At 70.6% G+C, this 24346-nt stretch carries 16 protein-coding genes; 7 read left to right on the forward strand and 9 right to left on the reverse strand.

What is annotated here, in order from left to right; translation table 11 throughout:
* Positions 1-282 precede the first annotated feature (282 nt).
* Positions 283-528, reverse strand: a complete 246-nt coding sequence (locus PSED_RS34555; RefSeq protein ID WP_014682985.1) for a hypothetical protein — start codon at positions 526-528, stop codon at positions 283-285.
* A gap of 251 nt (positions 529-779) precedes the next feature.
* Positions 780-1241 (reverse strand): Panacea domain-containing protein, encoded by a 462-nt coding sequence (locus PSED_RS34560; protein ID WP_014682986.1) that lies wholly within the window; start codon positions 1239-1241, stop codon positions 780-782.
* A gap of 582 nt (positions 1242-1823) precedes the next feature.
* Here PSED_RS34560 and PSED_RS34565 point away from each other — a divergent pair.
* A complete protein-coding gene (locus PSED_RS34565; RefSeq protein WP_233899523.1) occupies positions 1824-2303 on the forward strand; it encodes a hypothetical protein in 480 nt (159 codons plus the stop codon).
* 220 nt (positions 2304-2523) lie between these two features.
* Positions 2524-4305: a DNA cytosine methyltransferase gene (locus PSED_RS34570; RefSeq protein ID WP_325176152.1), complete on the forward strand. Its 1782-nt coding sequence runs from the start codon at positions 2524-2526 to the stop codon at positions 4303-4305.
* Between the two features lie 159 nt (positions 4306-4464).
* Here the strand turns inward: PSED_RS34570 and PSED_RS34575 are convergent, their stop codons facing one another.
* Positions 4465-4842, reverse strand: a complete 378-nt coding sequence (locus PSED_RS34575) for a hypothetical protein (protein WP_181392035.1) — start codon at positions 4840-4842, stop codon at positions 4465-4467.
* A gap of 400 nt (positions 4843-5242) precedes the next feature.
* On the opposite strand from PSED_RS34575, the gene PSED_RS34580 reads away from it, so the two are divergent.
* The 5 genes from PSED_RS34580 to PSED_RS34600 all read left to right on the forward strand — a co-directional run bounded on the left by PSED_RS34580 (position 5243) and on the right by PSED_RS34600 (position 10619).
* The gene (locus PSED_RS34580) at positions 5243-5533 is read left to right on the forward strand and encodes a MobC domain-containing protein (protein ID WP_233899524.1); all 291 of its coding nucleotides are present in this window, start codon (positions 5243-5245) and stop codon (positions 5531-5533) included.
* On the forward strand, positions 5530-6690 hold the full coding sequence (locus PSED_RS34585; protein WP_014682991.1) for a relaxase/mobilization nuclease domain-containing protein: 1161 nt from the start codon (positions 5530-5532) through the stop codon (positions 6688-6690). Before PSED_RS34580 ends, PSED_RS34585 begins: the two co-directional genes overlap by 4 nt.
* Positions 6691-7052: 362 nt before the next feature.
* Entirely contained in the window at positions 7053-9077 is a 2025-nt protein-coding gene (locus tag PSED_RS34590; RefSeq protein ID WP_014682992.1) for a hypothetical protein, read from the forward strand.
* Between the two features lies 1 nt (position 9078).
* Entirely contained in the window at positions 9079-9327 is a 249-nt protein-coding gene (locus tag PSED_RS34595) for a hypothetical protein (RefSeq protein ID WP_014682993.1), read from the forward strand.
* Complete coding sequence (locus tag PSED_RS34600; protein ID WP_014682994.1) at positions 9324-10619, forward strand: DnaB-like helicase N-terminal domain-containing protein; 1296 nt, start codon at positions 9324-9326, stop codon at positions 10617-10619. Before PSED_RS34595 ends, PSED_RS34600 begins: the two co-directional genes overlap by 4 nt.
* A 1317-nt stretch (positions 10620-11936) precedes the next feature.
* On the opposite strand, the gene PSED_RS34605 is transcribed toward PSED_RS34600, so the two are convergent.
* The 6 genes from PSED_RS34605 to PSED_RS34630 all read right to left on the reverse strand — a co-directional run bounded on the left by PSED_RS34605 (position 11937) and on the right by PSED_RS34630 (position 24237).
* Positions 11937-18065, reverse strand: coding sequence for a DEAD/DEAH box helicase family protein (locus tag PSED_RS34605; protein WP_181392039.1), 6129 nt, complete (start codon positions 18063-18065; stop codon positions 11937-11939).
* A gap of 77 nt (positions 18066-18142) precedes the next feature.
* A complete protein-coding gene (locus PSED_RS34610; RefSeq protein ID WP_014682997.1) occupies positions 18143-18484 on the reverse strand; it encodes a hypothetical protein in 342 nt (113 codons plus the stop codon).
* Positions 18485-18733: 249 nt separating this feature from the next.
* Entirely contained in the window at positions 18734-19330 is a 597-nt protein-coding gene (locus tag PSED_RS34615) for a DUF4913 domain-containing protein (RefSeq protein ID WP_014682999.1), read from the reverse strand.
* Positions 19327-21201, reverse strand: a complete 1875-nt coding sequence (locus tag PSED_RS34620; protein ID WP_014683000.1) for a TraM recognition domain-containing protein — start codon at positions 21199-21201, stop codon at positions 19327-19329. The genes PSED_RS34615 and PSED_RS34620 overlap by 4 nt, the downstream gene beginning before the upstream one ends.
* Positions 21198-22715, reverse strand: coding sequence for a hypothetical protein (locus PSED_RS34625; protein ID WP_014683001.1), 1518 nt, complete (start codon positions 22713-22715; stop codon positions 21198-21200). Before PSED_RS34625 ends, PSED_RS34620 begins: the two co-directional genes overlap by 4 nt.
* Before the next feature lie 37 nt (positions 22716-22752).
* Positions 22753-24237 (reverse strand): SCO6880 family protein, encoded by a 1485-nt coding sequence (locus PSED_RS34630; protein WP_014683002.1) that lies wholly within the window; start codon positions 24235-24237, stop codon positions 22753-22755.
* Positions 24238-24346: the final 109 nt, after the last annotated feature.

A 24346-nucleotide genomic window follows, 5' to 3' on the forward strand; every position in this document is an offset into this window, starting at 1 on the left:
GGGGGGAGAGTGGGCATATTGAGCATGAGCAACACTGATCACGCTGGTCGTCAAGAAGCGAGCTCCGATCGTTAAGAGGGACGCGGACTTGGCCCCGAGGCACGAAATCAGACTCGTGCGTCTGCATGGTCGGAGTCCAGGCCGGCGAAAGCCTCCACGCGGCGAACGACGGGCGGCCACATGTCGCGCACGACGATGATGGAAGGCCCTTTCGGGGCGGATCGGATGGTTGAAGTCGAGGTGTCGAGCAAGGCCTCGGCGTCCGCCGCGGCCTCGAAGATCTCAGGTGTTTCGAAGTCTGCTCGGCCAGATCTGGTGGTGAGGGTCCCACCAGAGTGCGTAGAACCGCTCGTCCCGGCGGAAGCCGTAAAGGCGGCCTGTTCCGCTGACGCGGATGCGACTAATCCGGTCTTCGTCGTCGTATCCCAGCTCGAAGAGCCGGTCGTTGGCCTCGGCGTTGGGCAGCCCGCTGCTCAGGGGGTAGTCCTTGCCGGGCTCGCCCCCGCTGAAGACCTGCTGCACGGTCATCGACTCGACCCCGGCGATTCGTTCCAGTAGAGCGACATGGTCTGCTGGGGTGATGTTGCTGAGGCACCACGGGCCGCCGCGGTCGAATCGCCCGAACTGAACGACGACTTTGCCTGTTGGGTCGGGCGGTGTGAATGTTCGTGCCCGTCTCGCGGTCCGGTCGTCGGACCCCGGCCGTGCCCCAGCCGCGATGCGAGGGATGTTTCGGTTATCGACCCTGGCTTTCCGGCGAGGCGACTTGTCCTTTGGGCTCACACCGCGTCTGCGTTGGAGCTGGTGAGGCTGTCGTAGTACTCCGCCATGTCCGCGAGCTCGATCGGGGCGTCGCCGCGGTCACGCTCCCCGAGCCCGGCTCGCTCGCGTGCGTTCCGCCAAGGGTCTTCGGCGTGGGTCAGCTCGGACAGCCAGTGAGCGCTCTTGTCGCCATACGCGTCGATGATGGCATCGACGGTGTACTTCTCGTGCCCGTCGAGCGCATCCGGATCACCGGGGATCTCACCGGGGTTGAGGGTGAAGCGGCCGCGGTGCAGCTTGTAGAGGTCGTAGACGACTGGACCGTTGGCCCATGCCTGGATCTCGCTGCTGAACATGGGCTGCTCGGCCCACACCAGGTGCCAGGCCTGGCAGTAGTAGACAAGCTTCTGCAGCTTCATCGCGGTCATCGGGCCGTGCTTAGAGAGGATGTAGGCGGCCACATCCGCTACCTGCGCCATCGGTGGTCACCCCCGTCTCGCTTCGTTGACCTGCCGGATTACCGCCAGCATGGCATATCCGTTGCCTGAGTGGTGTCGCCCAGGCAGTGCGCCTCGTTACTGGCGGTTAACGCGCGAAGCGCTCGACCAGCACGTCGCTCGACTAGGTAGCGATCGGTCTCACACTGAGGCGATCGCTCGTGAGGGCAGAACGCGCGAGCCGCTGCGGCGGCTCGGGATCGCCCGCACCATCCCGAGTCCAGCGATCACGAGGCCAAACCGGGCCCGCCGCGGCTCAGCATGTGGCCGCCGTCGGGTCCGACCAGATCCGCTACCGCCGCCAACGCCGTCGGGCGAGGCTTCTGCCAGCTCAGACACTGGAGTGTCGTGGCCACCCGCAACCCTCGCTCTGTCTCGGAGCGCTCCACCTGGCCGCCCTGCTTACCTGACTTCCCATGATCGTTGAAACGTCCTTGGCGAAGGCGTCGAGCCGGCGGGGCTCCGGCTGCCAGGCCAATAGGGACTGTGCAGCCCGCAGTCCAGGGCCGTCGGCCGCGTGCCGGTCGGAGTGCCGACGGTATGACGCCCCCTATCGTGAGCGCTGTGACACGCCCCCAGCGGGAGATGATCGGGGGACGACCCCACCTCAACCGTGCCGCGATCGAGCAGCAGGTCGGCATGTCCGTACAGACGCAGGCCAACCTCTACGCCCAGCGCAAGACCAACGGCCATCCCGAAGGGGTCCGGATCGGCCGCGTCCTGTGGTTCGACGAGGAGAAGGTCCTGGCCTTCTACCGCGATCGCGCGAGAGCCAAGCAGGCGTCGCTGACCGAAGTCGACCGCGGCGGAGACCCGGACGAGCTGTGCGACGTCGCGACCGCGACGAAGGTGCTGGGTTACACCAATGAGTCGACGATCCGAGCGTTCCTCACTGCCAACCAGGGCTACTTCCCGGAGCCCGACCAGGTCGAGTCTCTTCCCTCGGGCCGGCTCCATCGGCTGTGGAAGCGGTCGACGTTGTGGGAGTTCGCCGACGGCAGGTCCCGTCCCGGCCGCCGCGGCCGCGCGCGGCCGAAGACCTGAGAAGCGCGGTCCCCAACGGCATCAGGGACCACGGGTCGTCCCCTCGGTCGTCCGGCAGGACCGGGATACATCGCCGTAGAGGCCGGCGACTAGCACTTCTAGCTGCGAAAACGGTTGATCAACACTGCAAGACGCTGTAGAATAGTAGGTATTGGGGAGGGACGGCAAACCCGCCTCGACACCGAGCAGCCGAACCACCAGGAGGTGTCGCTTGTTGACCGTGACCGACCTGTTCTGCGGTGCAGGGGGATCGTCGTCCGGCGCGGAATCCGTACCTGGAGTGAAGGTCCGGATGGCCTGCAACCACTGGGACAAGGCCATCGAGACCCACAACTTCAACATGCCCCACGCTGACCACGACATCGCCGACATCGCCGAGACCGACCCCCGCCGGTACCCGCACACCGACCTGCTGTGGGCGTCACCGTCGTGCACCTTCTGGTCGCAGGCGCGAGGCGAGCGTCAGGATTTCGCCCAGCAGCCCACCGAACCGACGCTGTTCGATCTCGCCGACACCGAGGACTGCGACGACGAGGAGCCCGCCGCCGTCGAGGCCCGGGAGCGGTCCCGCGCGCTCATGCAGGACGTCCCACGGTTCGCCGAATTCCACCGCTACCGCGCCGTCATCGTGGAGAACGTGACCGACATTCTGAAGTGGGTTCACTTCGGCAAGTGGGTCGCCCGGATGCGTGCCCTGGACTACGACCACGAGGTCCTGACGCTCAACTCCGCGTTCGCGCACCAGCTCGGGGCTCCGGCACCACAGCTTCGCGACCGCGCTTATGTCGTGTTCTGGCAGCGCCGTTACCGGCGGCCGGACTTCGCACGTTGGACCCGGCCGCAGGCCTGGTGCCCAGACTGCAGCGAGGTCGTGACCGCGATCCGGGCCCCGAAGAACCCGGCACGTTCGCAGAACGTGCAGGGCATCTACGGCGCCCAGTACACGTTCCGGTGCCCGCGGATCAGCTGTCGAAATGCCATCGTGCAGCCCTACGTCCTGCCCGCGGCCGCGGCCATCGACCTGTCCAATCCGGGGGAGCGGATCGGTGACCGCAAACGGCCTCTCAAGCCGAAGACCCTGGCGCGCATCGAGGCCGGCTTGCGCCGGTACTGCCGCCCAATCACGCTGGAGGCCGCGGGCAACACCTTCGAACGGCGCCCAGGGGTGCGCACCTGGCCGATCGAGGATCCGCTGCGGACGGTGCACACCTCCGCCTCGAAAGCCGTCGCCTACCCGCCGCTAGTCGGCGTCACCGCCCGCGGTCCCCGCGAGCTGGAGACCGGCGGGGGCCGCCTGACCGACGGGCTGCTGGTGCCTGTCGAGGGCCGCGACGGCAAGGTGGCAGCGCCGATCTCCCGTCCGCTGCGCGCCCAGACCGCTCGCGCCGAGACCGGCCTTCTCGTCCCCGCCGGCGGGACGTGGAACGACGAGGCCCGCCATATCGACGAGCCGATGCGGGTGCGCACCACACGCGAGACCGACGGGGTCGTGGTGGTACCGCTGCGCAACCACAACCGGCCCAAGGCCGTTGGCGAGCCGCTCGACACCTTCGCGGCCTCCGGGAATCACCACGGACTGGCCATGCTGATGCGCAACAACACCGGGGGAGCGGAGATGTGCACGCCCCTCGACGAACCTGCCCGGACCATCACGACAGCCGGGCACCAGTCGCTGGTCTCGTGGAACCCCGAGATCCTCTACGCCTACGACAGCGGCACATTCCGGGCCCTGAACCAGCCGCTCCCGACCCAGACAACCGTCGAGGGCGACGCGCTCCTGGAGCACGAGCTGGCCGTCGAAGAGTGCCGCTTCCGGATGCTCACTGTCGACGAGGTCAAGCTGGGCATGGCGTTCGCCGCGGACTTCGTCCTGCTGGCCAGGGCCAAGCGAGACCGAGTGAAGATGTGCGGCAACGCCGTCACCCCGCCCGTGGCGCGCGACATCATCGCGGCGGTCGTCGAGGCGGTCACCGACGACACCGTCGACCATCTAGCGGCCTGACAGGGTTCAAAGTTCTCAGAACACAAGGCGGCCCCGTCGTTACGGCGGGGCCGCTTTGGTGCGCATTAGCTCCGCCGGTTCGAGGTCAATTGACGGGGTGGAGTGCTCGATATAGCGCGTCAGATCGTGCTTTGGATCGAGGTCCAACAGCGGTCTCGGCTAGCCGGCAAGTGCTGGTGCTTCCGGGATGTTCTGTCCCGGATGCTGGTGCTCGACCGCAGCGACTTCCCCGCCAGCGGGGGGGTTTGTGCGCCGCTGCCGGCGGCGTCCGCGGGGGAGATGCCCGCGCTCAGGGGTGAGGCCTGCCTCCGCCAGCTCGGGCTCCGTCCAGCCCGTCCGTACCGCGTCATCGAAGCGCTTTTTGTAGGTGAGGCGCGCTTCACGGAGGGCGTCCTCAGCAGCGGCTGCTGCAGCCTCTGCTTGGTCGACTCGACTTCCGGCGTCCGCGAGGTCGGCGACGACGTCGACCTTGCTTTGCAGGAGCCGGCGGGCGGCGTCGACGGCTTCCCGGCGAGAGGGCGTGCGTGCAGCAGACATGTTGCGGACCGTAGCGCCCCATCAGGCAGCCCGAAAGATCTTTCCGTCGGCCGGGTTGACCCCGGCAGTGGCTCGGCTGGGCGTCTCGCACTCGTTGCTGTGCTCCGCGTCTGCCCGGCCCGCGGTGCGCGGAGCAAGATATGTGTTTTCCCGGGGAAAACGCGACAAGCGCCGAGCTTGCTGCCAAGCTGATCAAGCTGGACGAGCTGATCGGCAGGGGCTTCGGCCGTTCGAACGAGGAGGTGATCTGGTGGGGGGTGGACCGAGTCGACGGGCGCGTGCGGCGGGCGGACGACCGCACAAGGTCACCGTCCAGTTCTCGGACGCGGAACTCGCGGCTGTGACTGCGGCTGCAGCTCGGGCGGATCTCGCTCCAGGCGCATGGCTCGGGATGGTGGGGGTGCGTAGCGCGTCCGAGACCGTGCCCTCGCCGGCTACGGCCTGGGGCCCGGTGATGCAGGAGCTGATGATGCTGCGGGCGGAGCTGATGGAGCACCGGCGCGTGCTGCGCAACGTCGGTGGCAACCTCAACGACGTCGCCCGGCACGCGAACGCGACTGGTGAGCTGCACGCGGCCACAGCGCGGGTCCAGGAGCTGGTGGCGCGCACCGTCGAGCGGGTCGACGCTGCGGTCGCTGCCGTCGAGCACGTCGGTGGGCAGGCTCGCCTGGAGCGGCGGGCGGCGCGATGATCGCGAAGATCTCCCGCGGCTGGCGTGCGGGCGGGCTGGTCCGGTACCTGATGGGAGCCGGACGGTTCAACGAGCACACCAACCAGCACGTCGTCGCGAGCTGGGATGGCGACCCGCAGCGCCACCAGCCGCAGCGGCGGCCGGACGGCGAGTTCGACGTGGCCCGGCTCGTCGACGAGCTCACCGAGGCAGCAGAGGCGGCCGGGATCGCGCAGACACCGCCGCCGACGGTGACAGGGCAGCGCGTCCCTCGCGGCCCGGTCTGGCACTGCTCGCTGCGCAACAGCGCGACCGACCGAGTGCTGACCGACGCCGAGTGGGCGGAGGTCGTCGAGGACCTGATGGACCGCACCGGGATCGCCGCCCGAGGCGACCTCGGTGGCTGCCGCTGGGTCGCGATCCGGCACGCCGATGACCACGTGCACATCGCTGCAGTGCTCGTGCGCCAGGACAACGGGCGGCGGGTCCACCCGCGCAACGACTACCTGCGCGCCCGAGAGGTGTGCCGGGACGCCGAGCAACGCTACGGCCTGAGCACGACCGCCCCCGCGGATCGGACCGCGGCGGAGCCGGCGACCCGCGCGGAGCAGGAGAAGGCGCTGCGACGCGGCGAGACCGAGACCAGCCGTGAGTGGCTGCGTCGTGCGGCCCGGATTGCCGCGGTGCAGGCACAGGATCCTGAGGAGTTCTTCCGGCGGCTGGCCGACCAGGGGGTCGCGGTGCTGCCGCGGGAGATGCCGCCCGGCCAGCTCGTCGGCTACGCCCTCGCCGCGCCGGGCGACACGAACGCCGACGGGATGCCGGTCTGGTTCTCCGGTCGGAGCCTGGCGCGGGATCTGTCCCTGCCGAAGCTGCTGGAGCGGTGGGCCTCGGCTGCGCCTCCGGCCCAGCCGTTGCCGCCCGAGGCGCACGAACGAGCCCGGGTGGGCGCGGCGGAACGCGCCGAGGCTGTCGTGGACGCGATCAGCGCGGTCGAACACGCGACCGCGGCGCTGGCCGCCGGCGAGCGTGACGTCGCGGCGTCGGTGGCGCACGCGGCCGGTGACATGGTCACCGCGGTGTGCACCGTGACCGGCAAGGCATCCGAGCTGGACCGGGTGCAGTGGGAGGTGGCCGAGCGGTTCGATCGCGCGGTCCGGACGCCGGGCGTGGGCTAGCCGCGGCGGTGGGCTCCGGTGGCCGCCGAGCTGCGGACCGCGGCGTGGCGGTTGATCGCGCTGCGCGCGGTCGCCGGGCCCCGCAGTGACGGCGGCGTCGCGCAGCTCGCGGTCGCGCTCGCGGGGCTGGTCGCCGAGGTCGCCGCCTATCGGGAGAGCCAGCAGTGCCTGGCCCAGGCCGCGGCGGCGCGGCAGAGCGCGGACCTGCTGGCAAGCGCCAGTCGTCCACCCGGGCGGAAGGACGAGGCGTCGCCGCGAGGACCGCAGCCCGCAGGGCGCCGCACTCGGCCTGACGTCGTGCAGGGGCGACCTGGAGCAGTGCCCGGGCGGTCGGGGAGCGGCGAGGATCGGGGGAGACGACGGTGACCGAGACTGCTGAGGTGCCGGTGCTGGGACTGGGCCGGGACCAGACCCAGCTGTGGACCCAGGCGCTGATGGGCTTGGCCGGGGTGGTGCGGCAGCGCCGCCTCGAGCTCGGGCGCCGAGCGTGGAACCGGGGAGAGGACGCAGCACGCGGGCACGACCAGCTCGCCGCCGCCGCGGATCCGCCGGTCCGCACGATGACCGACCAGGAGCGCGCCCAGTTCGAGCGGCGGATGCGCGGTCAGGAGCCGTGGGGCGCGGGGGAACCGGAGCGCCGCGACGGGGTGACCGCGGACGGGGCGGTCAGCGTCATGTTCGGTCCGGCGGACCCGTTCGGGGCGTGGGGGTTGGAGGCGGTGGCACGCCCGGTCGGCGGCCACGACCCGGTCCGCACGGTCGTCCGCTGCGCTGATGAGGCCACGGCGCGGGCGCTCGCCGACGACCTGATGGCCGGCGGCCCGGAGAAGGTGGCGCGCCTGCACGGCTTCGCCGGGCTCGCCGCTGACCGGGCCCGCGCCGCGCAGCAGGAGGGGATCGATACCGAGCAGCAGCGGCTCGCGCGCGCCGCCGCAGCGGTGCGAGAGATATGGCCGGCCAGCCTCGCGGACGCGGTCCTCGAGCCGACAGCGGCCCAACGCCGGACCGGACAGACATTCAACCCGGCGTTCGGGGCGCTGGCGTGGCGACTGGCGCAGATGGAAACGCACGGGGTCTCGATGACCACCGTCCTCGCCGAGGTCGGTGTCGCGCGCCTCATGGAGCCCGACGTTCACAACCCCGCGGCCCTCGCGGCACACCTCGTCGAGCAGATGCTGCCGAACGACGAGCCGATCGATCTCGACCTACGCGCGCAGGCTGAACACCGAGCCGCCCGGTCCGCCGCCGGGCCGCTGCGGCCCGACGGTGCTCGACCGCTCCACGCGCAGGCGATCGAGGAGGCGCTGAACGAGGCGCTGCCCGATGACGTGCTCGCCAAGGTTCAGCGCGCCCGTGGCTACGACAAGCTGCTCGACGGCATCAACGCCCAGATCGACAACGGCAGGGCAGTAGACGGGCTGCTGGCGCGTCTACCGGTGGGCCGCATCCGCAACGCCGTCGACCCGGCCAGCTACCTCGCCGCGATCGTCCGCCAGCGCGGCAACCTCACCGAACGGCCCCCCGTGGCCGGAGGCCGGGCAAGCATGGCGGCCGTGGTCGAGGAATCGCTGCCGCGCGCCACGGCGGAGAAGGTGGTCGGCTGCTCGGGGTGGCCGCGGCTGGCCAAGCGGTTGGCGGACTGGCAGAACGAAGGCGTCCCGGTGAGCGAGCTGATCGGGTCGCTACCGACGATGCAGGTCGACTCGGCCAGGCGCCCCGCGGCGTTCGTCACCGCGCTGCTCACCAGCCGGGTGCAGAGCTACCGCGCGACACCGCGCGACGACACCGCCGGTGTCACCGACAAACGGCCACCGTCGCGGGCACCGGCCGGCCAGCCCGACCGCGAGGGCGAGCCGGCACTCCGGCAGACAGCGGACGACTCTCCCCACGAGGCCGAGGCCTCCGTGGACCTGGGATGGACCGAGCAGCTTGATGAGTCCAGCGCGGTCGACCGGGTCGGGTTGGACGCCGCGGTCGGGCTGGGAACCGTCGAGCAGGATGCCCGGTTGGCGGCCCGCCTGGGTCGGGCGCCGGCCGCCTCTGCCGGGCATGGTGCGGCCGCTGCGGTGGCCGAGGCCCGGGCGCACCGCGACGAGGTGCTCGCCGGCCACGCCCGCGTCACACCCGACGTCACGGACACCCGCGAGCGCGAGGACCTCCAGGGGCAGGCCGACGCCCACGTCCTCGACCAGGAGGCCGCCGCTGAGCGCGCCACCGCAGCAGAACAGCACGGCGCCCAGGTCGCCGCGGCGCTGCGTGCCGAAGTGGCCTACGTGCCGGAGGCAACCGCGATCACGACGCGAACCACGGCGGCGCGCGGTGTCGTCACCGCCCCGCGGCGCCCGCGCCCCCGCACACACGAGCAGGACCGATCGAGGAGCCGCTGACATGGCGATCAGCCAGGACGACATGCGCCAGCTCCTGCACCGCGCCGAAGCCCACGCGCTCATGCCCGATCACTTCCCGGTCCCGGTCCGAGTCGACGGCGCCTGGTGGCACGTACCGGCCGCGGCCCCGGCCGACGGCGACTTCGAGCCCGCGGCGCCCGCCGCGGCCGCGGAATTCGACCGGCTCGACGCCAAGCTGACGACTGCGCACGCCCGCGGCGCCGCCACCGACATGGACAACCCGCGGTGAGCACGACCGACGTCCGCGGTGCGGCTGCCGGCGACCTCGCCGCCCAAGCTCTCCTCGGTGCGCTGCTGTGGGAGCCCGGCCGTATCCGTGACGTGTCCGATTGGCTCGAGTCGGCCGACTTCGAGCACTGGGCGCACCGCGCGATCTACCAGACCCTGACCGGGCTGATCGCCGACGGCCGCCCGGTGGTCCTGCAAGACCTGCCCGGGATCCTCGCTCGCGGCGAGTACCACGACGCCCACGTCGACAGCACCGGCAGTGGCCCGCTCTCGGCACCGGCACTGCACACGCTGCTGTCGATGACCCCGGCGACGCCGGACCGCGCGCACCGCGACCAAGGCGGCACGGCACGCAGCGAGCACGTCCGCTACGCGCGGATCGTGCTCGACAACTCCGTTCGCCGCCAGGTCGCGGCCGTGGGCGCGCGCATCGAGCAGCTCGGCCGCACAGCCGCCCAGCACGACGACCAGCACAGTGCCGACCCCATGGGGCCAGCGCTGGCGGAGGTGCGCGCTGCCCTGCAACGGCTGGAAGGCAGAGTTGCGACGTCGCACGCAGGCAGGGTCTCCATCACCGAAGCGCTCTCAGGAGCGCCACCGGTCGCCGAGCTCCCTCAGCGTGGCGAGCCGAGGACCAGCGTGACGGCGCCCGCCGCACTGAAGACGGCTGCGGTGCCGTCCAGCGCGGAGGCCGAGCGGGCCGAGCGGGCGTTCATAGGCGCGTGCCTAGTAGCCCCCGAGGTGAGGTCGGCAGCCACCGAGTGGCTACGGCCGGAGGACTTCGCCAGCCCCGACGCCGCGCAGACCTGGCGGGTCGTGCTCGACATGACCCAGCGCGGCGACCCGGTCGACTTCGTGCTGGTCGCCGTCGAGGTCGAGACCGCCCGCGCCGTCGCCCACGCTGCTGGCCTCGAACTAGTCGGCTACGACCCCTCAACGCTGCATCGGCTGGCCGAGCGCGGAGATCAGCTTGGGGGCCACCGCGCCGCCGAGGTGATCAGACGGGCAGCCCTACAACGCATCACGCACCGCGCGCGTACCGAGCTCGACGCGGTCGCAGAGAATCGAGCGTTCGGAAGCAGGGCGTTGCTGCAGAACGCCCAGCAGACGGTGTCCGAGGCCCAGCAGACCTCCGGCCGACTCAGTGGCCAGTCCGCTCCGTCGATCGCGGCCGCGATGTTCACCGGGTCCTCGGGCCTAGCAGCCGTGCCTCCGCCGCGGATGTCGAGCAGCGAGCACGCGCCGCCCAGAAGCCAGCAGGCCCGAGGTGGTTCGCCACGACGACGACGGTAGGAGTGAGCAGACACGAGCTAAGGAGCCCGTGACCTGCGCGGCTTCTACTCAGAGGATTCGAATGCGGGCGGACTAGACCCACACCTTGACGATATCTACGTACTGCAGTTGGGGGTTACCATCTGAACTGAATAGTATGCGCCAGACTTGGCCAGACTTTTCTATGTCTCCAATTGCCGTGTCGGACTCGCTATTGCAGGAATAGTTCACTCGTTTGCCAGCGACTGTCGCAGTGACCCCAGACGTAAACTCGCAGCGCTGTCCATTCGTCAACTCCAAAGCCCAAACCTGCCGCAGTGCAGGCTCCGTTTCCGAGTTCTCGGTATCTGACAGTTTTCGATCTATCTTCAAGTTGCTGAGTAAGTATGTGTTCGGATCCCACGGGCTGTTAGGACATGCTGCTCTATTGTCGTCTGGACTGGGCCAGCAGGGGTCAAGAAGTACGCCCGAGCCATCGTCAGTGAAGCATCGAAGAGCGCCTGGGTCCTGACTGACCAGGGAGGCGATGCACGTTGCTGCGCCGCGTTCAGTTGCACGCAGCGACGCCTGAAGTTGGCCGATGCTATCCCAGGGCCTCTCGTAGATGATCTCGGTCGCGCTCAGAGATTGAGATGACGGGGATGCGGCTGAATTTGTGCTAGGCGCCGCTGCCTCGCCTGTTGAGTCACCGAGTTTGAAGTCTGTGGTATCACGCGCGAGGGACAAGATGGCGACAATTAGTCCTGCAACACCGATGATGAAACCTAATGTACGCAGCGACATCGCCCGGCGCCATATCGAACGAGTGCGATCGGCGCTTGACGATGAATCATCCGCGGTTTCAGACGACGCCCTAGATGGGGCAGGTGGTTCAGACGTGGAGGAATGAGGGGAAGTCGGTCTCTCAGTGGCGCCGTTTGCGGAGGGGGTCGGGGTTGCTTTTGTTTCGTCGTCGAACCCTGAGACTTCAGGGCATTCAGGTTGCTCAGTCATGGACGGTTCCGCGGACAACTACTCGGAGCAAGGGTTGTTTGTCGCGTCCAGTCGTTGCAACGGGTTCTCCTCAGAGCCGCGGCCATATGAGTCGATCTTATGCTGATTCGAGCTTGATGACGCGTGCGTTACGCGATCAAGGCACGCGCGCCGCGGGAGGTTGCAGTCTGCCATGTGGCTTGCCGGGGAGGACGCTGAGCTCATCGAGGACTGAGACAGCAGCTCCGAACGGAACGACGACATCGTCCGTCGGGCATGTAAGGGACGGCCCTGCGGGCGCCCTACCCGCCCCGCTGGACCGGATGTCTAGGCAGCCAGCAGCAACTTCGGCGAGTTGGACACCCTTCATTTTCGTGGAACCGGGCTACGGGGTTCCTGCCGTCGCCGCGAGCAGGCGGTCTGCGGCGCCGGGATCGCGGACAAGGGACTACTGGAGTCGCTGGTCAGTAGTTGCCCAGCTCCAGGGCGCGGGTTTCTTGAGATTGAAGACGGCGGCATTAGCGCGGCCGAGGCTCGTGCAGCCGGATGCCGCTGATCGATCCCGGCCGTCTCTGGGACGGCAGGCTCCGTGGCGGCGGTGGACGGACTGTCCGAGGTCTGGTCCTGCGCCGCAGCCCACTCGGCCATCTGCCGGTCGAGGTCGCGGGCTACATGGCGGGCTTCCTCGAGGGCTGCGGCGTGGGGGAAGGGCGCGTCGAGCTGGGCCTCGGCTCGCGCGATCTCCTCGTGGGCGCACTGCACGGCGCTCTCGGCGTCGGTACGCGCCTTGTCCAGGCTGGCGAGCCGGTTCTCCATGCGGACTGCCAGGCCGTGCGGTTTGGACTCGAGCAGCTGTGTGCGCGACCCGGTCACCGGGCTGCCCTGCAGGCCGGAGATCTGCAGCTCGTAGCCGGTGTGGAGGCGGTCGTTGTGGAGGGTGGCGTCGAAACTGAGGCCGCCGAGTTCGGCGACGCCGCGCAGGGTGCGTTCGGACCCGGCGGCGGTGTTGCTCAGCGCGAGCAGGAGCCGGTCGGTGAGGGCTTTGCCGGCGTCGGCGCGGTCGGTGAAGGTCTGCCCGTCGACGCGCATGCTGAAGGCCTCGCCGCGGGTATCGCGGCGGGCGTCGATCGCGGTGGTGAGGGCGGCGATCTCGGCAGCGAGCCGTTCGATCCCGCGGCGATAGCCGTCGATGGTGAACCGGAGCCGGCCCTTGCTCTGCTGGTGGGCTCGTTCGAGTCGCTCCAGGCGGGTCAGCTCGGCGTCGGCCTTGGCCTTGTCCAACAGCAGCGGATTGCCCGCAGCGAGGGCTTTGACCTCGTTGAACGACAACGCGGCATCGCCAATGTCCTCGATCTCGCGCAGGTCGAGCCGGCCCCGCATGACCTGGGCGATGAAGCTGGCCTTACGGGCGACGGTCTGCCAGCTGTAGGCGTCGAACGAGCCCTCGGTGACGTAGCGGTAGATGCCGATCTCGGCGTAGGCGTTGCCTTGGCGCAGGGCCCGGCCGTCGCGCTGGGCGAGGTCGGCCGGCCGCCAGGGGCAGTCGAGGTGGTGCAGCGCGATCGCGCGGGCCTGGACGTTGGTGCCTACGCCCATCTTGCCCGTCGACCCGATCAGCACCGCGACCTCGCCGTTGCGGCAGGCCTCGAACAGCTCGGCCTTCTCGCGGTCGTTGCGGGCCTCGTGGATGAACCGCACCCTCTCCTCGGGCAGACCGCGGGTGGCGAGCAGCGCGCGCAGCTCGTCGTAGGCGTTCCACTCGTCGGGTTTGGGAGTGCTGAGGTCGCAGAAGACGATCTGGAACCCACCCGGCGTGGGGTGGGCAGTGCCGTCGCGGCGGTGGAAGCGGTCGTCGCGGTGCTTCCGCCAGATGTCGGCGATCGTGTCGGCGGCGGCCTCGAGCTTCGACTCGCCGGGGGTCATCGGGTGGCCGACCAGCCGCATGTCCAGGGCCGCGGCGCGGCCGTGGCTGGAGATCAGCAGCATGTTGTCCTGCTGCGGGCGCACGGCGCGGCTGCGAACCCGTTCGGCACGCTCGGCCAGCTCGCTCATGAACCCGACGAGCTCGGCCGATGCCGGCACGATGACGGTCTGGGGGAGCCGCTTGCCGTCCTCGGGCCGGGCGAACAGCTCCGGGCGCGGCAGGTTGAGGTCCTCGGCGGTCTTGACATCGCCGGAGACCCACCACATCCGCAGCAACTCGGGCACGTTGTGGAACTTCGCGAACCGCGCCTTGAGCCGCGGCGTGCCGCCGTCGGGGCTGATCTCGATCTCGGCGGTCGTCTGCCCGAACGTGGCGGCCCAGGTGTCGAAGTCGAGCACGCCCGCGGCCTCGAGCAGGTCCGGGCGCAGGTAGCGCTGCATGACGTGGGCTTCGGTGATCGAGTTGGCGATCGGGGTGGCGGTGGCGAACGTGCCCACTCGCAGGCCGTGGCGGCGCCGCAGGTAGTGCATCTTCATCTCCAGGTCCGCGGCCCGGTTGGAGCCCTCGATCGCCGCGCTGGGGATCCGGCTGGCGGTGTGGAGGTTCTTGAAGTCGTGGGCCTCGTCGACGACGACGTAGTCGATGCCGGTCTGTTCGAAGGTGACGGCCGGGTCGTAGTCCTTGGCCAGCCGTTCCTTGATCTTCTCCTCGGCGTTGAGCAGCCGGGTTTCGAGCTGCTTGAGGGTGTTCCGCCGGCCCTGCTGCCCCTCGCTGCGTTGGCGTTCGAGGGCTTCCCGCAGCTCGCTGAGCTGGGCGTCGAGGTAGTCGGCCTGGGCGGTGGGGGACATCGCGATCCGCTCGAAGGCCGTCCTGGTCATGATGACCGCGTCCCAGTCGCCGGTGGTCACGCGGGCCACGAACGCCCGCCGCTTGTCCTTGACGAGGTCGGCGCTGGATGCGGCGAGCAGCTTCGCGCGCGGGTAGAGCTGCTGGAACTCCCGGGCGAACTGCTCGAGCATGTGGTTGGGGACGACCACGGCAGGCTTGCGCACCATCCCCAGGCGTCGCAGCTCCATCACGCCCATCGCCATCTCGGCGGTCTTGCCCGCGCCGACCTCGTGGTACAGCCCGACGGCCGGCTCGTGGATCATCCGCGCGACCGCGGCGATCTGGTGCGGGCGAGGCTCGAACGACAGCGCCAGCCCCGGCAGGGTCAGCTTGACGTCGTCGTAGCTGCGCAGCACGAGCGAGTTGAACCGGTCGTTGTAGACCCGGGCCAGCTCAGTGGCCCGCTGCGGGTCCTCCCACACCCACTCGCTGAAGCGCTCCGCGATCTCGTCGGCCTTGCCCTGTGCGGCAACGGTTTTCGCTAGATTGGTGATCCGCCGCGTTGTCGTCCCGCCACCGGGAACGGGGACCTCGACCTCGTCCTGGACCACGATGGGGCGCTGCTCGAGCAGCGCCTCGGCGAGTTTCGGGGCGGCGTAGTCCTCGGTGCCCCAGGTACTCGTGGCGGTGATGCCGTAGCAGTCGCCGTCGACCTTCCAGTTCGAGCCGTAGGGGTGCTCGACAGTGAGATGGCTGTCGTCGAGCAGCTCGCGCAGGAACTGCTGGACGTAGCGGACGTCGATCCAGGACGCACCCAGGCGCGCGACGATGTCTTCGGGCGCGAGGTCGGCGGGGACCACCGCGATGAGCGCCGCGACGTTGGTCTCGAATCGAGGGTCGTCGGTGGCGGCGGCGCGGGCGATGGCGAGCTTCTCGCGGACTTGTCCGGAGAGGTACTCGGCGCTCGGGACCAGCTTGTCGTCCTGGGCGGGGTCCTCGAACACCAGCGACCCGAGCGCCGCGCGGGCCTGCTGGTCGTCGAGGCCCAGGAGCCGCGCGATCTCGGTGAGGTCGACCCGGCCGTGGGTGTCCAGGCAGATCGCGAGGGCGTCCTCGGCGGTGTCGGCGCCGAGCTGTGGTGTGCGTGGCGCGACGACGCGTTGGGTGAAGATGTCGGCTTTGGTGGCGTGTTGGGTCGTGGGGTCGAAGTGCTCCAGGGCGTAGACGACCGGCGCGGCCGGGTCGCTGCGGAACTTGCCCTGAGGCGGCGCGATCCGCGCCATCACCGGCTCGTTGGTCTCGGGGTTGGTGCGGCCGGTGCGGCGCCAGGTGAAGCGGTTGAGCGGGCCGTACTGGGCGAGGTAGGCGTCGTAGGTGGTGTTGAGCTGCTGGCGTAGCTCGTCGAGCTCGGCGGTGTAGTCGAGGGAGGCTGCCTCGGCCTCCAGGAGCCTGACGGCGGTGTCTCGCAGCTCCAGGAGGGCGTGGAGTTCGGGCTCCTGGGTCTTCGGGACCGCGAAGGGGATGTACTGGCCGTTGCTGGCCTGGACGAACTGCGTCCCGTCATGGTGGATGTGGCCATCGGCGACGTGGGCGTCGGCTGGGACGTACGCCGCCGGCCGGGTCGCGGCCGGAGCCGACGGTGCGTGGAGCAGGCCGCGCGCCCTGGCCTCCTCGACCGTCGCGGTGAGCCGCTCGGTGAGTAGGTCGGCGGCCGGTGCGTCGGCGACGACGGTCAGGTCCGCGTCACTGAACTGTCCGCGGGTCACCGCGAGGTGCCCGCACACCATTTCCGGTCGTGCGGCGAAGTAGCTGTTGATCCGTACCTGCTTGCCGTCGAGGTCGACCAACTCGGTGAGTTCCCAGCCGGGTGAGTTCGCGTCCGGTTCGTAGTCGTCCTCACGCCGGCGGAAGATCAGCAGGTCGGTGACCACGTGTGTGCCGGCTGCGCGCTGGTGGGCGTCCTGGGGCAGGCGGATCGCGGCGACGAGATCGGCCAGCTGGGCCATCTCGCGGCGGGCCGCCGGGTTCGCGGCGTCCATGGTGTAGCGCGAGGTGATCAGCGCGACCAGGCCGCCCGGGGCGGTGAGCTGCAGGGACCGGAGAATGAAGTGGTTGTGGATGCTGTGGCCAGGCGCGTTGTAGTCCCGGTCGGCCAGCACCACCTTCCCGAACGGCACGTTGCCGACGACCATGTCGAAGCTGCCCGCCGGAGCGCGCGTCTGCGCGAACGACTCGCTGCGGATCTCGGCGTTCGGGTAGAGCGCGGCAGCGATCGCCGCGGTCACGGGCTCCACCTCGACGCCGACCATCTGGGCGCCCGCGGGTGCCGCGCCGATGAAGTTCCCAGAGCCGCAGCCCGGCTCTAGAACACGGCCCTCGCGGAAGCCGAGCTGCTGCAGCGCAGACCAGATCGGTGCGACGAGGCCGAGGTCGGTGTAGTGCGCGTTGAGCGTGTTGCGCGCAGCCGCTTTCATCTCCTGCGGGTCGAGGAGGTCGGCGAGCTGGGCTCGGGCCCAGGCGAGGTCCTCGCGCAGCGGATCGAACACCTCCGGCACCGCGCCCCACCCTGACCAACGGGCAAGGACGGCCTGCTCGTCGGCGGTGAACGGCCGGCCGTCGCGAGGAGCGCGCAGCGTCTGCAGCGCCGCGATGTTCGCGCGGACTCGGGCGAGCGACCCTGAGGGAGCCAGCTGGTCCTGGGTCGCGGCACGGAACTGCGCAGCCGCGGACACCGACGGCCCCGGGTGGGGGTCTGGGTCTGCGACGGATGCCGTGGGCTCGGCGTGAGGAGGCGCAGGCACGGCAACGCTGGACTCGTTGGTCGGCGGACGGCCAGTTGGAACGGCTGCGGCGGTGCGCTCGGCTTCCGTTGTCGGTTCGGCTCCGATCTCCAGCACCGGGGGTGCTGGCGCCGCCGCTTCCGAGGACACGGTGGCCGCACTGGTGGGCGGGCGCTGCCCCGCATCGTCGCCGGAACCCGGCGCAGGGACATGAACCGCAGCGGCCGGTGCCGTCGGCACAGCGGTAGCGGCGTCGGGTGCCGGCGGGTTGGACGTCGACGGCTCAGCGGCCGGGCCCGCCTCGACGGTTACCTGGCGACCGATCTCGACCTCGACCCCGAGCAGGCGCAGCTGCTCGCGCAGCTCCTGCACCTCGTCGTCGGTGCCGTAGCGGGCGTGGTGCTCGGTCATGAGCGCGGTCAGCTGGCGAATCGCGTCGCCCGTGTCACCGGTCAACGCCCGGCAGGTGGCCGCCTGACGACGGCACCGCCACACGAGGTCAGTGTCGGCGTCCTGTGCCTCCGCGAGATCACTGGCCAGGTCCCGGAAGACCGGTCCGGCGCCGGTGTAGTCACCTGCGGTGAACTGCGCCTCGGCCAGCTCGAGGCGCAGTTGCAGCACCTGCGGGGCCACCGCCCCGAAGGCTTGCGCCGCCGGAGCGACGGCGGCTGCCAGCACGGTTGCGGCCTGGGAGTGTCGCGCCTGATGGGTGAGGGAGTTCGCGCGCTCCCGCGCCCGCTGGAGCTCGGTGAGGTCGAACTGAGGCTCAGCCGTGGGCGTCTCCCCGGGTGACGGGGGAGTACCGGCGGCTGCTGGCGCGGCCGGTGCCGGCCGCGCCGCGGCGATGATCCCGCGGATCCGTGCCCAGTTCTGCGCGGCGGCGGGGTCGAGCTCCTCGGCAGCGTCGATCAGCTGCAGCGCACGATCGTGGTCGGCGGCGTCGAATGCAGCGCGCGCGGCCACCGACAGCTGATGCGCGGCGCGGCGCGCCTCCTCGGAGCCCGGGGCGTGCTCGACCGCGGGCCGCGGCGCCGCGGCGGCTAGCGAGTCGGGGGCTCGGGTGTCTGAGCCAGGTCCGCCCACTCGCGCGGCAGCGTCGCCTGCGGGCCTTCCTCGACGCCCGGCTCCGCCGGGAGCAGCACCAGCTCGCCCAGCACGATCTCCTCGGCCTGCAGCCGCGCCATGTTGAGCCGCCCGAGCTTGCTCATGTAGCCCTCGCCCGGCGGATCGTCCCCGGCCAGGGTCTGCGTCAGCTCGATGATCTGGCTCTCCACCTGCTCGCCCAGCTCGGCGAAGAACCTCTCCGGCTGCGGGATCGAGACGTAGCGCTGGGGCAGCCATCGTCGCCAGTGGCTCATCGCTTGCTGGCCGTACCGGTTCATTGCTGGCTTCCTCGAGGTCGACGTCATGGACGGGGTTCGGGGCGGCGGCGGTCTGCGGCTCGGGCGCGACGCCGTTCGGCGCGACGCCGGTGTCGACGTCCGACACCGGCTCAGCGGGACCACTGAACAGGAAGTCCAGCCGGAGCTGGTCGTCGGCTGGATCGGTCCGTCGACGTCGGCGGCCGGGCACGGCGCTCTCCGTTTCTGCAGCTTATAGCGCTGCGCAGGTGATCAGGGGCGGGACGCGGCTTAACCGCAGATCTGTTCGAAGTCGCGGAAGTAGCTGTCGTCCGGGTCGTCGTGCCCCAGCGTGGTGGCGGCCGGCGCGTGACCACGGGTGCATCCGGAGAACGGCCCGTAGCCGGCGCACAGCACGCCGAGCTGAAGGTCGAGATGCTCGAAGAAGACGACCATCGCGTTGCCCTCGCCCGAGGTCACAGCTTCGGCCCACGACCGGCGCAAGGCCTCGAAACGGGCGATCGCCTCGGGATGCATCCACCACTTGCGGCACCAGTAGGGCGGCCCGCCGGTCTGCGGGAGCTTGCGCTCGATCAGCAGGGCGATGTTCTCCCGGACCCAGTCGACCAGGCGCCGTAGATCCAGCCCCGCCTCGACCGCGGCGGGGCCGTCGTCGGAAGGTTCGGTTGGTGCGAGGTCCGGCGCGATGGTCGAGATGGTGTCGACGGGCGTTGCGGCGGTAGCGGCCGCTGCCTCGAGGTCGTCGAGGACGCTGCCGATCTCGTCGACGCGATCCTCAACCTCGGTGACCCGGGCTGCGAGCGCGGCATGGTCGCCGGCCAGCCGGTAGACGACCGCAGCGAGGTTGTCGGGCTCATCGGCGGTCATTGCTGGGCGTTCCCGAGCGTGCGCTGACGCTCGTGGGTGAGCAGGCGGGCCAGCGGGTTGGCCGGCCCGAGGGAAGCCACCGCGGCCTGTCGCACCTGGTCGGCGGCCTCTGCGGCGTACTCACTGATCGTGTCCGCGTCACGCTCGGCGTACCAGGGCATCAGCGTGATCAGCCCGGGCCGCCGGCCGGCGGCAATCAGGACCGCCTGCGTCTTGGGCAGCGCGGCAACATCGGATGCGGCCAGGATCCGGTCGCGGCGGGTCGAGTAGGACGTCGACGACCCACCCCGGCCGCGCTGGTCCGACCAGGTCGGGACGTCGTGCTCGCCGATCAGCCGAGAGACGTGCTCACAGAACTCGGGATCGTGGACGCCGGCCCCGACGAGCTTGATCGTCGCGGCCGACCACAGCTTGTCCATCCCCGAGCGGCCCCAGACCGCGACACCCTGTCCGTAGGACTGCAGGAAGGTCATGACCTGGATCGACATCGAGCCGAAGTAGCTGTAGAGGTCGGGCAGGTTGCGGATCGGGCAGATGTTCGCGGCCTCGTCGAGCACCGCGCGCACCGGCGGGTCGATTCGTCCACCACGGGCGGTGGCCGCCGCGGCGGTGATGCGCAGGAGGTGGTCGACCAGGGCCGCGACGACCGGCGCGCCGGTACCCGCGCCCTCGCGGGTCAGCATGTAGAACGTGTCGCCGCCGGGCCCGTGCCCGCCGACGACGAACGACCACGGGTCGAACTCCTCGACCCGGTTGATCCGGGGTGCGCTCGTCCACGTCGAGGGCGGGGTGACGTAGCGGGCGACGGCCTCGGACTCCAGACAGCTGATCGCGGTCAGGGCGGTCTCGTAAAGGCCGCCGCGCTGGTCTGCCGGGGCCTCGATGGTGCCCTGCAGGCCTTCGGCGAGGTCGTTGAATCCGGCGTCCTTCAGCAGCCGGACCGGCTCTTCGCTGCGGGTCGCGAGCCATTGGCGCACGTCGCGCAGGCTGTGGCCGGGGCCGCCGTGGGCGGCCGCGACGAGCAGCTGACCGAGCAGGCGCTCGGCGCCCTTGGTGAAGTACGGGTCGGCGCGCTCGTGACCGGCGCCAATGGTCTGGGAGAAGTGCGTGACGAGCAGCTGCGCGTCGGCCATGTCCTGGATCGACGCCAGTGGGTTCCACCACCAGGTCTGCTCGACGCCCGAGAGCCCTTGCGGGTCCAGCACGTAGACCCGGCCGACCTGCGAGCGCACGCCGACGGTCAGTGTGTAGACGTCCACCTTGTTGCTGGTGGTGATCACCGAGGCGGGCGCGGACAGCACCGCCGGGACGACCATCGCCGAGGTCTTGTTCGATCGCGGGCCTGCGATCTCGAGCAGCACGTCCTCCTCGGAGGCGTAGAGGTCCTGTTTGCCCAGGCGCCCCAGCCGAATCCCCAGATCAGCAGGGGTCAGCTGACGCTCCGACAGCGAGGGACGCAGGGTCACAGCGCGCTGCTGGGCCCCGCGGCCGTGCATATCGCGGTAGTCCCGCCGCCCGGCCAGCGACGCCGCTGGTGACCCGAGCCGGCCCAGCCGGTCCGACACGACCATCGTGAGCGAGACGGCGCCGCCGATGATCGGGCAGCACATCGCGGCAAAGGCGAACCAGAACGCCGAGCGGGAGCCAGTGGCGCCGACCATCGGGTCCAAGGAGTCCGCGGCGAGGCCGCGCACCAAGGCCCGCAGGAACGGGCTACCCAGCGCCGGCACCGAGAAGCCGGGAGCCGCGGCGATTAACGCGCTCAGCCAGGTGGTGAGGCTCAGGACGAACCCGAACGCGAGCACGCCGAGAAGAGTCAGCGGAGCCCCAGCGTCATGCAGGCGCAGCGGCGGGCGCGCCGTCGTGCTCATCGCGGCGGCTCCCGACGCCAGGCCTGGTCGGTGTCGTAGAGACGCAGCTCGGTCGGCACCAGCGACATCGCCACCGGGAGCCCCATCCTCTCCCCGGACTTGATCAGGTACTTCCCGCGCCCGGGGTGCGCCGAGCCCGACACCCAGGTCGGCGGGGCGGCCCATGACCGCACGAGCCCTCGTTCCTGAGCGGTCAGCGGGGTGATGCGGCGGATCCCGTCGAGTTCCTTGTCGGCCATCCCGCCCAGCACCATGATCCCGTTGCGGGCCGCCATGCCCCGGGCCTTGGCCCGGTCGGCCTCCGTCGGCAGCGCTTCCAGATCGTCGAGTGAGTGCGTGACCTGTGCCGAGACCTCGCCACGATGGCGGCCGAGACGGGTCACACGGTCGGATCGTTCGACTAGCCCGGGCGCGACCCGCAGGGCCCGCCACAGCTCGTCCTGGACGCGGAAGACGTTGCGGCGCCGGCCGATGGCGGCCGAGCCGTCGATGACCGCGGCGGCCCACGCCCACGACGACAGCATCGCCGCGGCCACGACCTCGTCCTCGTCGTCGTCGAGGGCGGAGATGTCCAGGGACAGGGCAGGGGTGTCGAGGTCTGCGGTGACGGAGGAGGGGCGGTCGAAGATGCCGCGGATGGCGCCGGCGCACAGCAGCCCGAGGGTGTTGAGGAGGTCTCGCGAGTCGCGGCGGAACGCCTGCTCGCTCTGGCAGACCGTGATGGACAGCAGCTCGGCCGGCGGATTGGTCAGCACCCGCACGACGTCGGGAATCGTCGGCTCCATCGTGTGGTCGGCGGCGACGGCGAGGTCGAGGGCGACGTCGAGCAGACGCCGCTCGGTGACGGTGACCTCGGCGCGGCGCACGATGACCACGAGGGCCTCGAGCAGCGAGCGTCGGCGTGCGCGCACCGTCTCCAGCAGCCGGGTGCGTTCCTCTCCGGAGGTCTGCGCCACGGCCTGCTTGAGCGGCCCGGCGTCGAGCGGGTTGAGCGAGTGCAGCCCGCGCCCGATCCGCCAGACCCGACCTCCGAGGTTCTCGATCAGCGCCGAGTACTCGCCCTTCACGTCGCCGGGCACGATCCCGGTGAACCCGAAGGCGACCAGCCCGGTCATCAGGCGCTTGACGATTGTGGATTTCCCGATGCCCGGCTGTCCCTGGATCCACATCCCTGTGTTGGACACGAGGCCTTCGCGTAGCCACTCCGAGGGATCGAGGCCGATCGGCTCGGCGGTGTGCATGTGGCGGCCCACCGGGACACCCGGTGTCGCCGCGCCGGAGCTCACCGCGAACGGGAACAGCCCGCACACCTGCTGGGTGGTGCCCTGGTAGGAGATCCCGGCCTCGACGTTCGCCGCGCGGCCACTGTGCGGGGCGGCCCATCCCCATGACCGCGGGACCGGGCGATCGCGCGCTTTCCCAGCCGGGTCGATACGGCCACGTTCAGGGCGGCGCACCGGGTCGTCGGCGGCCTCCCGCCGCAGGGACAGCGTCGTGCGCAGGGAGCGGCTCATCTGATCCTCCGAGAGCTGGGGTGACGGCGAAGGGCGATCACCGAAACGCCCGCCGCGCCAGCTCCGCCGGGTTCAGCCCGACGCCTAGCGCCGCGGCGAACCCGGCCGCCTGCGCTCCGCGAAGTCGGCGCAGCCGCAGCTTGGACTGCCCCGCGCGCTGCTCGACGTCGGCGGTGGCCGCCGGGAGCAGCTCCTCGGCGCCGACCGTGGTCGACACGTACAGGCAGAACTTGCCGACGCCGGCGCCCTCCGCCTCCTCGCGCGCGGACTGCAACGCGCGGGCGAAGTCGTCGCGCTCGCGCTGGGTCTCATCTCGGCGCGTGCGTTGGGCGAACGCGCGTCGCACCTGCGTGTTCGTGATCTCGCGCTCGACCTCTGTGGCTGCGGTGCCGGCCGAGTAGGGCTCGTAGAGCAGCGTCACCCGCCGCGGGAACGGCCCCGGGGCCAGCAGCGGGGTCAGCACCCGGTCGACCACGGCCTGCCGAGGAGCCTCCGACAGCGCCCAGGCCACGGAGATCCCCGAGTCGTGCCGCCACGATTCCCAGCTCTCCTGGGCGCGGACCGGCCCGGCCTCGCTCCACAGCAGCAGATCGGACCCGGCGCCGTTGCGGGCGCGGGCGACGTCGGGTCGGCTGGCCGGGTCGAACGCGATCCGCAGCCGGCCGGTCAGCCACTCGACCGTTGCCCGGCCGAGCACCGCGACCCCGGCCATCGCCAGGCTGGACTCCATGCCCGGGAGCCATCGAGTCACCTCGGTCACCGCGCCGAGCAGGTCGGCAGGGCGTGGCACTGCGCGCGTGGGGTCGAAGGTGATCGACACCCGGGTGTCGACGTCGGCGATCGTCGTCGGCGTGGACGCGACCAGCTCGCTCATCACCGAGCGGGCCGTCTCCGGCGCGCGGGGGTCGATCCGCTCGGTGACGTAGTCCTGCAACGTCGTGCCGCCCGAGGGGGCGGTGTCCACGGTGACCGCGATGTGGCGCACCAGATGCTGGTAGCCCAGATCGGCCAGCCACGCCCCCCAGGCCGCGACCCACGCGTCTGCTTGGGACCGGTCGGCGAGGTCGAGCCCGACCGGGCTGACCCGGATCACCGCTGTGAGCCAGCCGGTTCGCCGGTCCCACAGCAGACCCTGCTTGCCGCCGCGGCCGTCGTCGACGTTGAGGGGCACCAGCGGCGCGAGCGGCCCGGGAAGATCGTGCTTGCGGGGGTGGTCGGTGAGCATCCCGCCCGAAAGCTCCGTCCAGCCCGCGTGCCGGGCCCGGGTGAACCGGACGCTGCGCGTGACGACGTCCGCGAGCGACTGGCCACCCACCCGCACCAGAACCGCCGCCAGGACCAGGACCGCGACGACTGCGACGAACAACGCGACGCTGGGGGAGATGTAGACGCAGAAGATCGGGACGAGAACCGCCCCGAACACCGTCATCGTCTGTGCTGGTCCCAGCCGGCCGATGCCGAAGCCGCTCTCGCGGCGCCAGTTTCCGTAGGTCCGGGTCGTCGGCACCTCTGCGCCCGTCATTGCTGCCCACCGTTCGTGAAGCCGTCAACCGCGGCGTGGCCTACCTGCTGAACCCGCTGGGCGACCGCGGCTCCGGCGGCCACTGCCGCTCCGGCCGGGCCCGCCGCGG

Source organism: Pseudonocardia benzenivorans CB1190 (assembly GCF_000196675.2).
GTDB lineage: Bacteria > Actinomycetota > Actinomycetes > Mycobacteriales > Pseudonocardiaceae > Pseudonocardia > Pseudonocardia benzenivorans.

What these genes read in the sequence shown, in the direction of transcription:
- PSED_RS34625 (WP_014683001.1), bottom strand. Translation starts at nt 22,715, where the DNA reads ATGAGCCGCTCCCTGCGCACGACGCTGTCCCTGCGGCGGGAGGCCGCC.
- PSED_RS34615 (WP_014682999.1), bottom strand. Translation starts at nt 19,330, where the DNA reads ATGACCGCCGATGAGCCCGACAACCTCGCTGCGGTCGTCTACCGGCTG.
- PSED_RS34575 (WP_181392035.1), bottom strand. Translation starts at nt 4,842, where the DNA reads ATGTCTGCTGCACGCACGCCCTCTCGCCGGGAAGCCGTCGACGCCGCC.
- PSED_RS34620 (WP_014683000.1), bottom strand. Translation starts at nt 21,201, where the DNA reads ATGAGCACGACGGCGCGCCCGCCGCTGCGCCTGCATGACGCTGGGGCT.
- PSED_RS34585 (WP_014682991.1), top strand. Translation starts at nt 5,530, where the DNA reads ATGATCGCGAAGATCTCCCGCGGCTGGCGTGCGGGCGGGCTGGTCCGG.
- PSED_RS34595 (WP_014682993.1), top strand. Translation starts at nt 9,079, where the DNA reads ATGGCGATCAGCCAGGACGACATGCGCCAGCTCCTGCACCGCGCCGAA.
- PSED_RS34555 (WP_014682985.1), bottom strand. Translation starts at nt 528, where the DNA reads ATGACCGTGCAGCAGGTCTTCAGCGGGGGCGAGCCCGGCAAGGACTAC.
- PSED_RS34610 (WP_014682997.1), bottom strand. Translation starts at nt 18,484, where the DNA reads ATGAACCGGTACGGCCAGCAAGCGATGAGCCACTGGCGACGATGGCTG.
- PSED_RS34560 (WP_014682986.1), bottom strand. Translation starts at nt 1,241, where the DNA reads ATGGCGCAGGTAGCGGATGTGGCCGCCTACATCCTCTCTAAGCACGGC.
- PSED_RS34630 (WP_014683002.1), bottom strand. Translation starts at nt 24,237, where the DNA reads ATGACGGGCGCAGAGGTGCCGACGACCCGGACCTACGGAAACTGGCGC.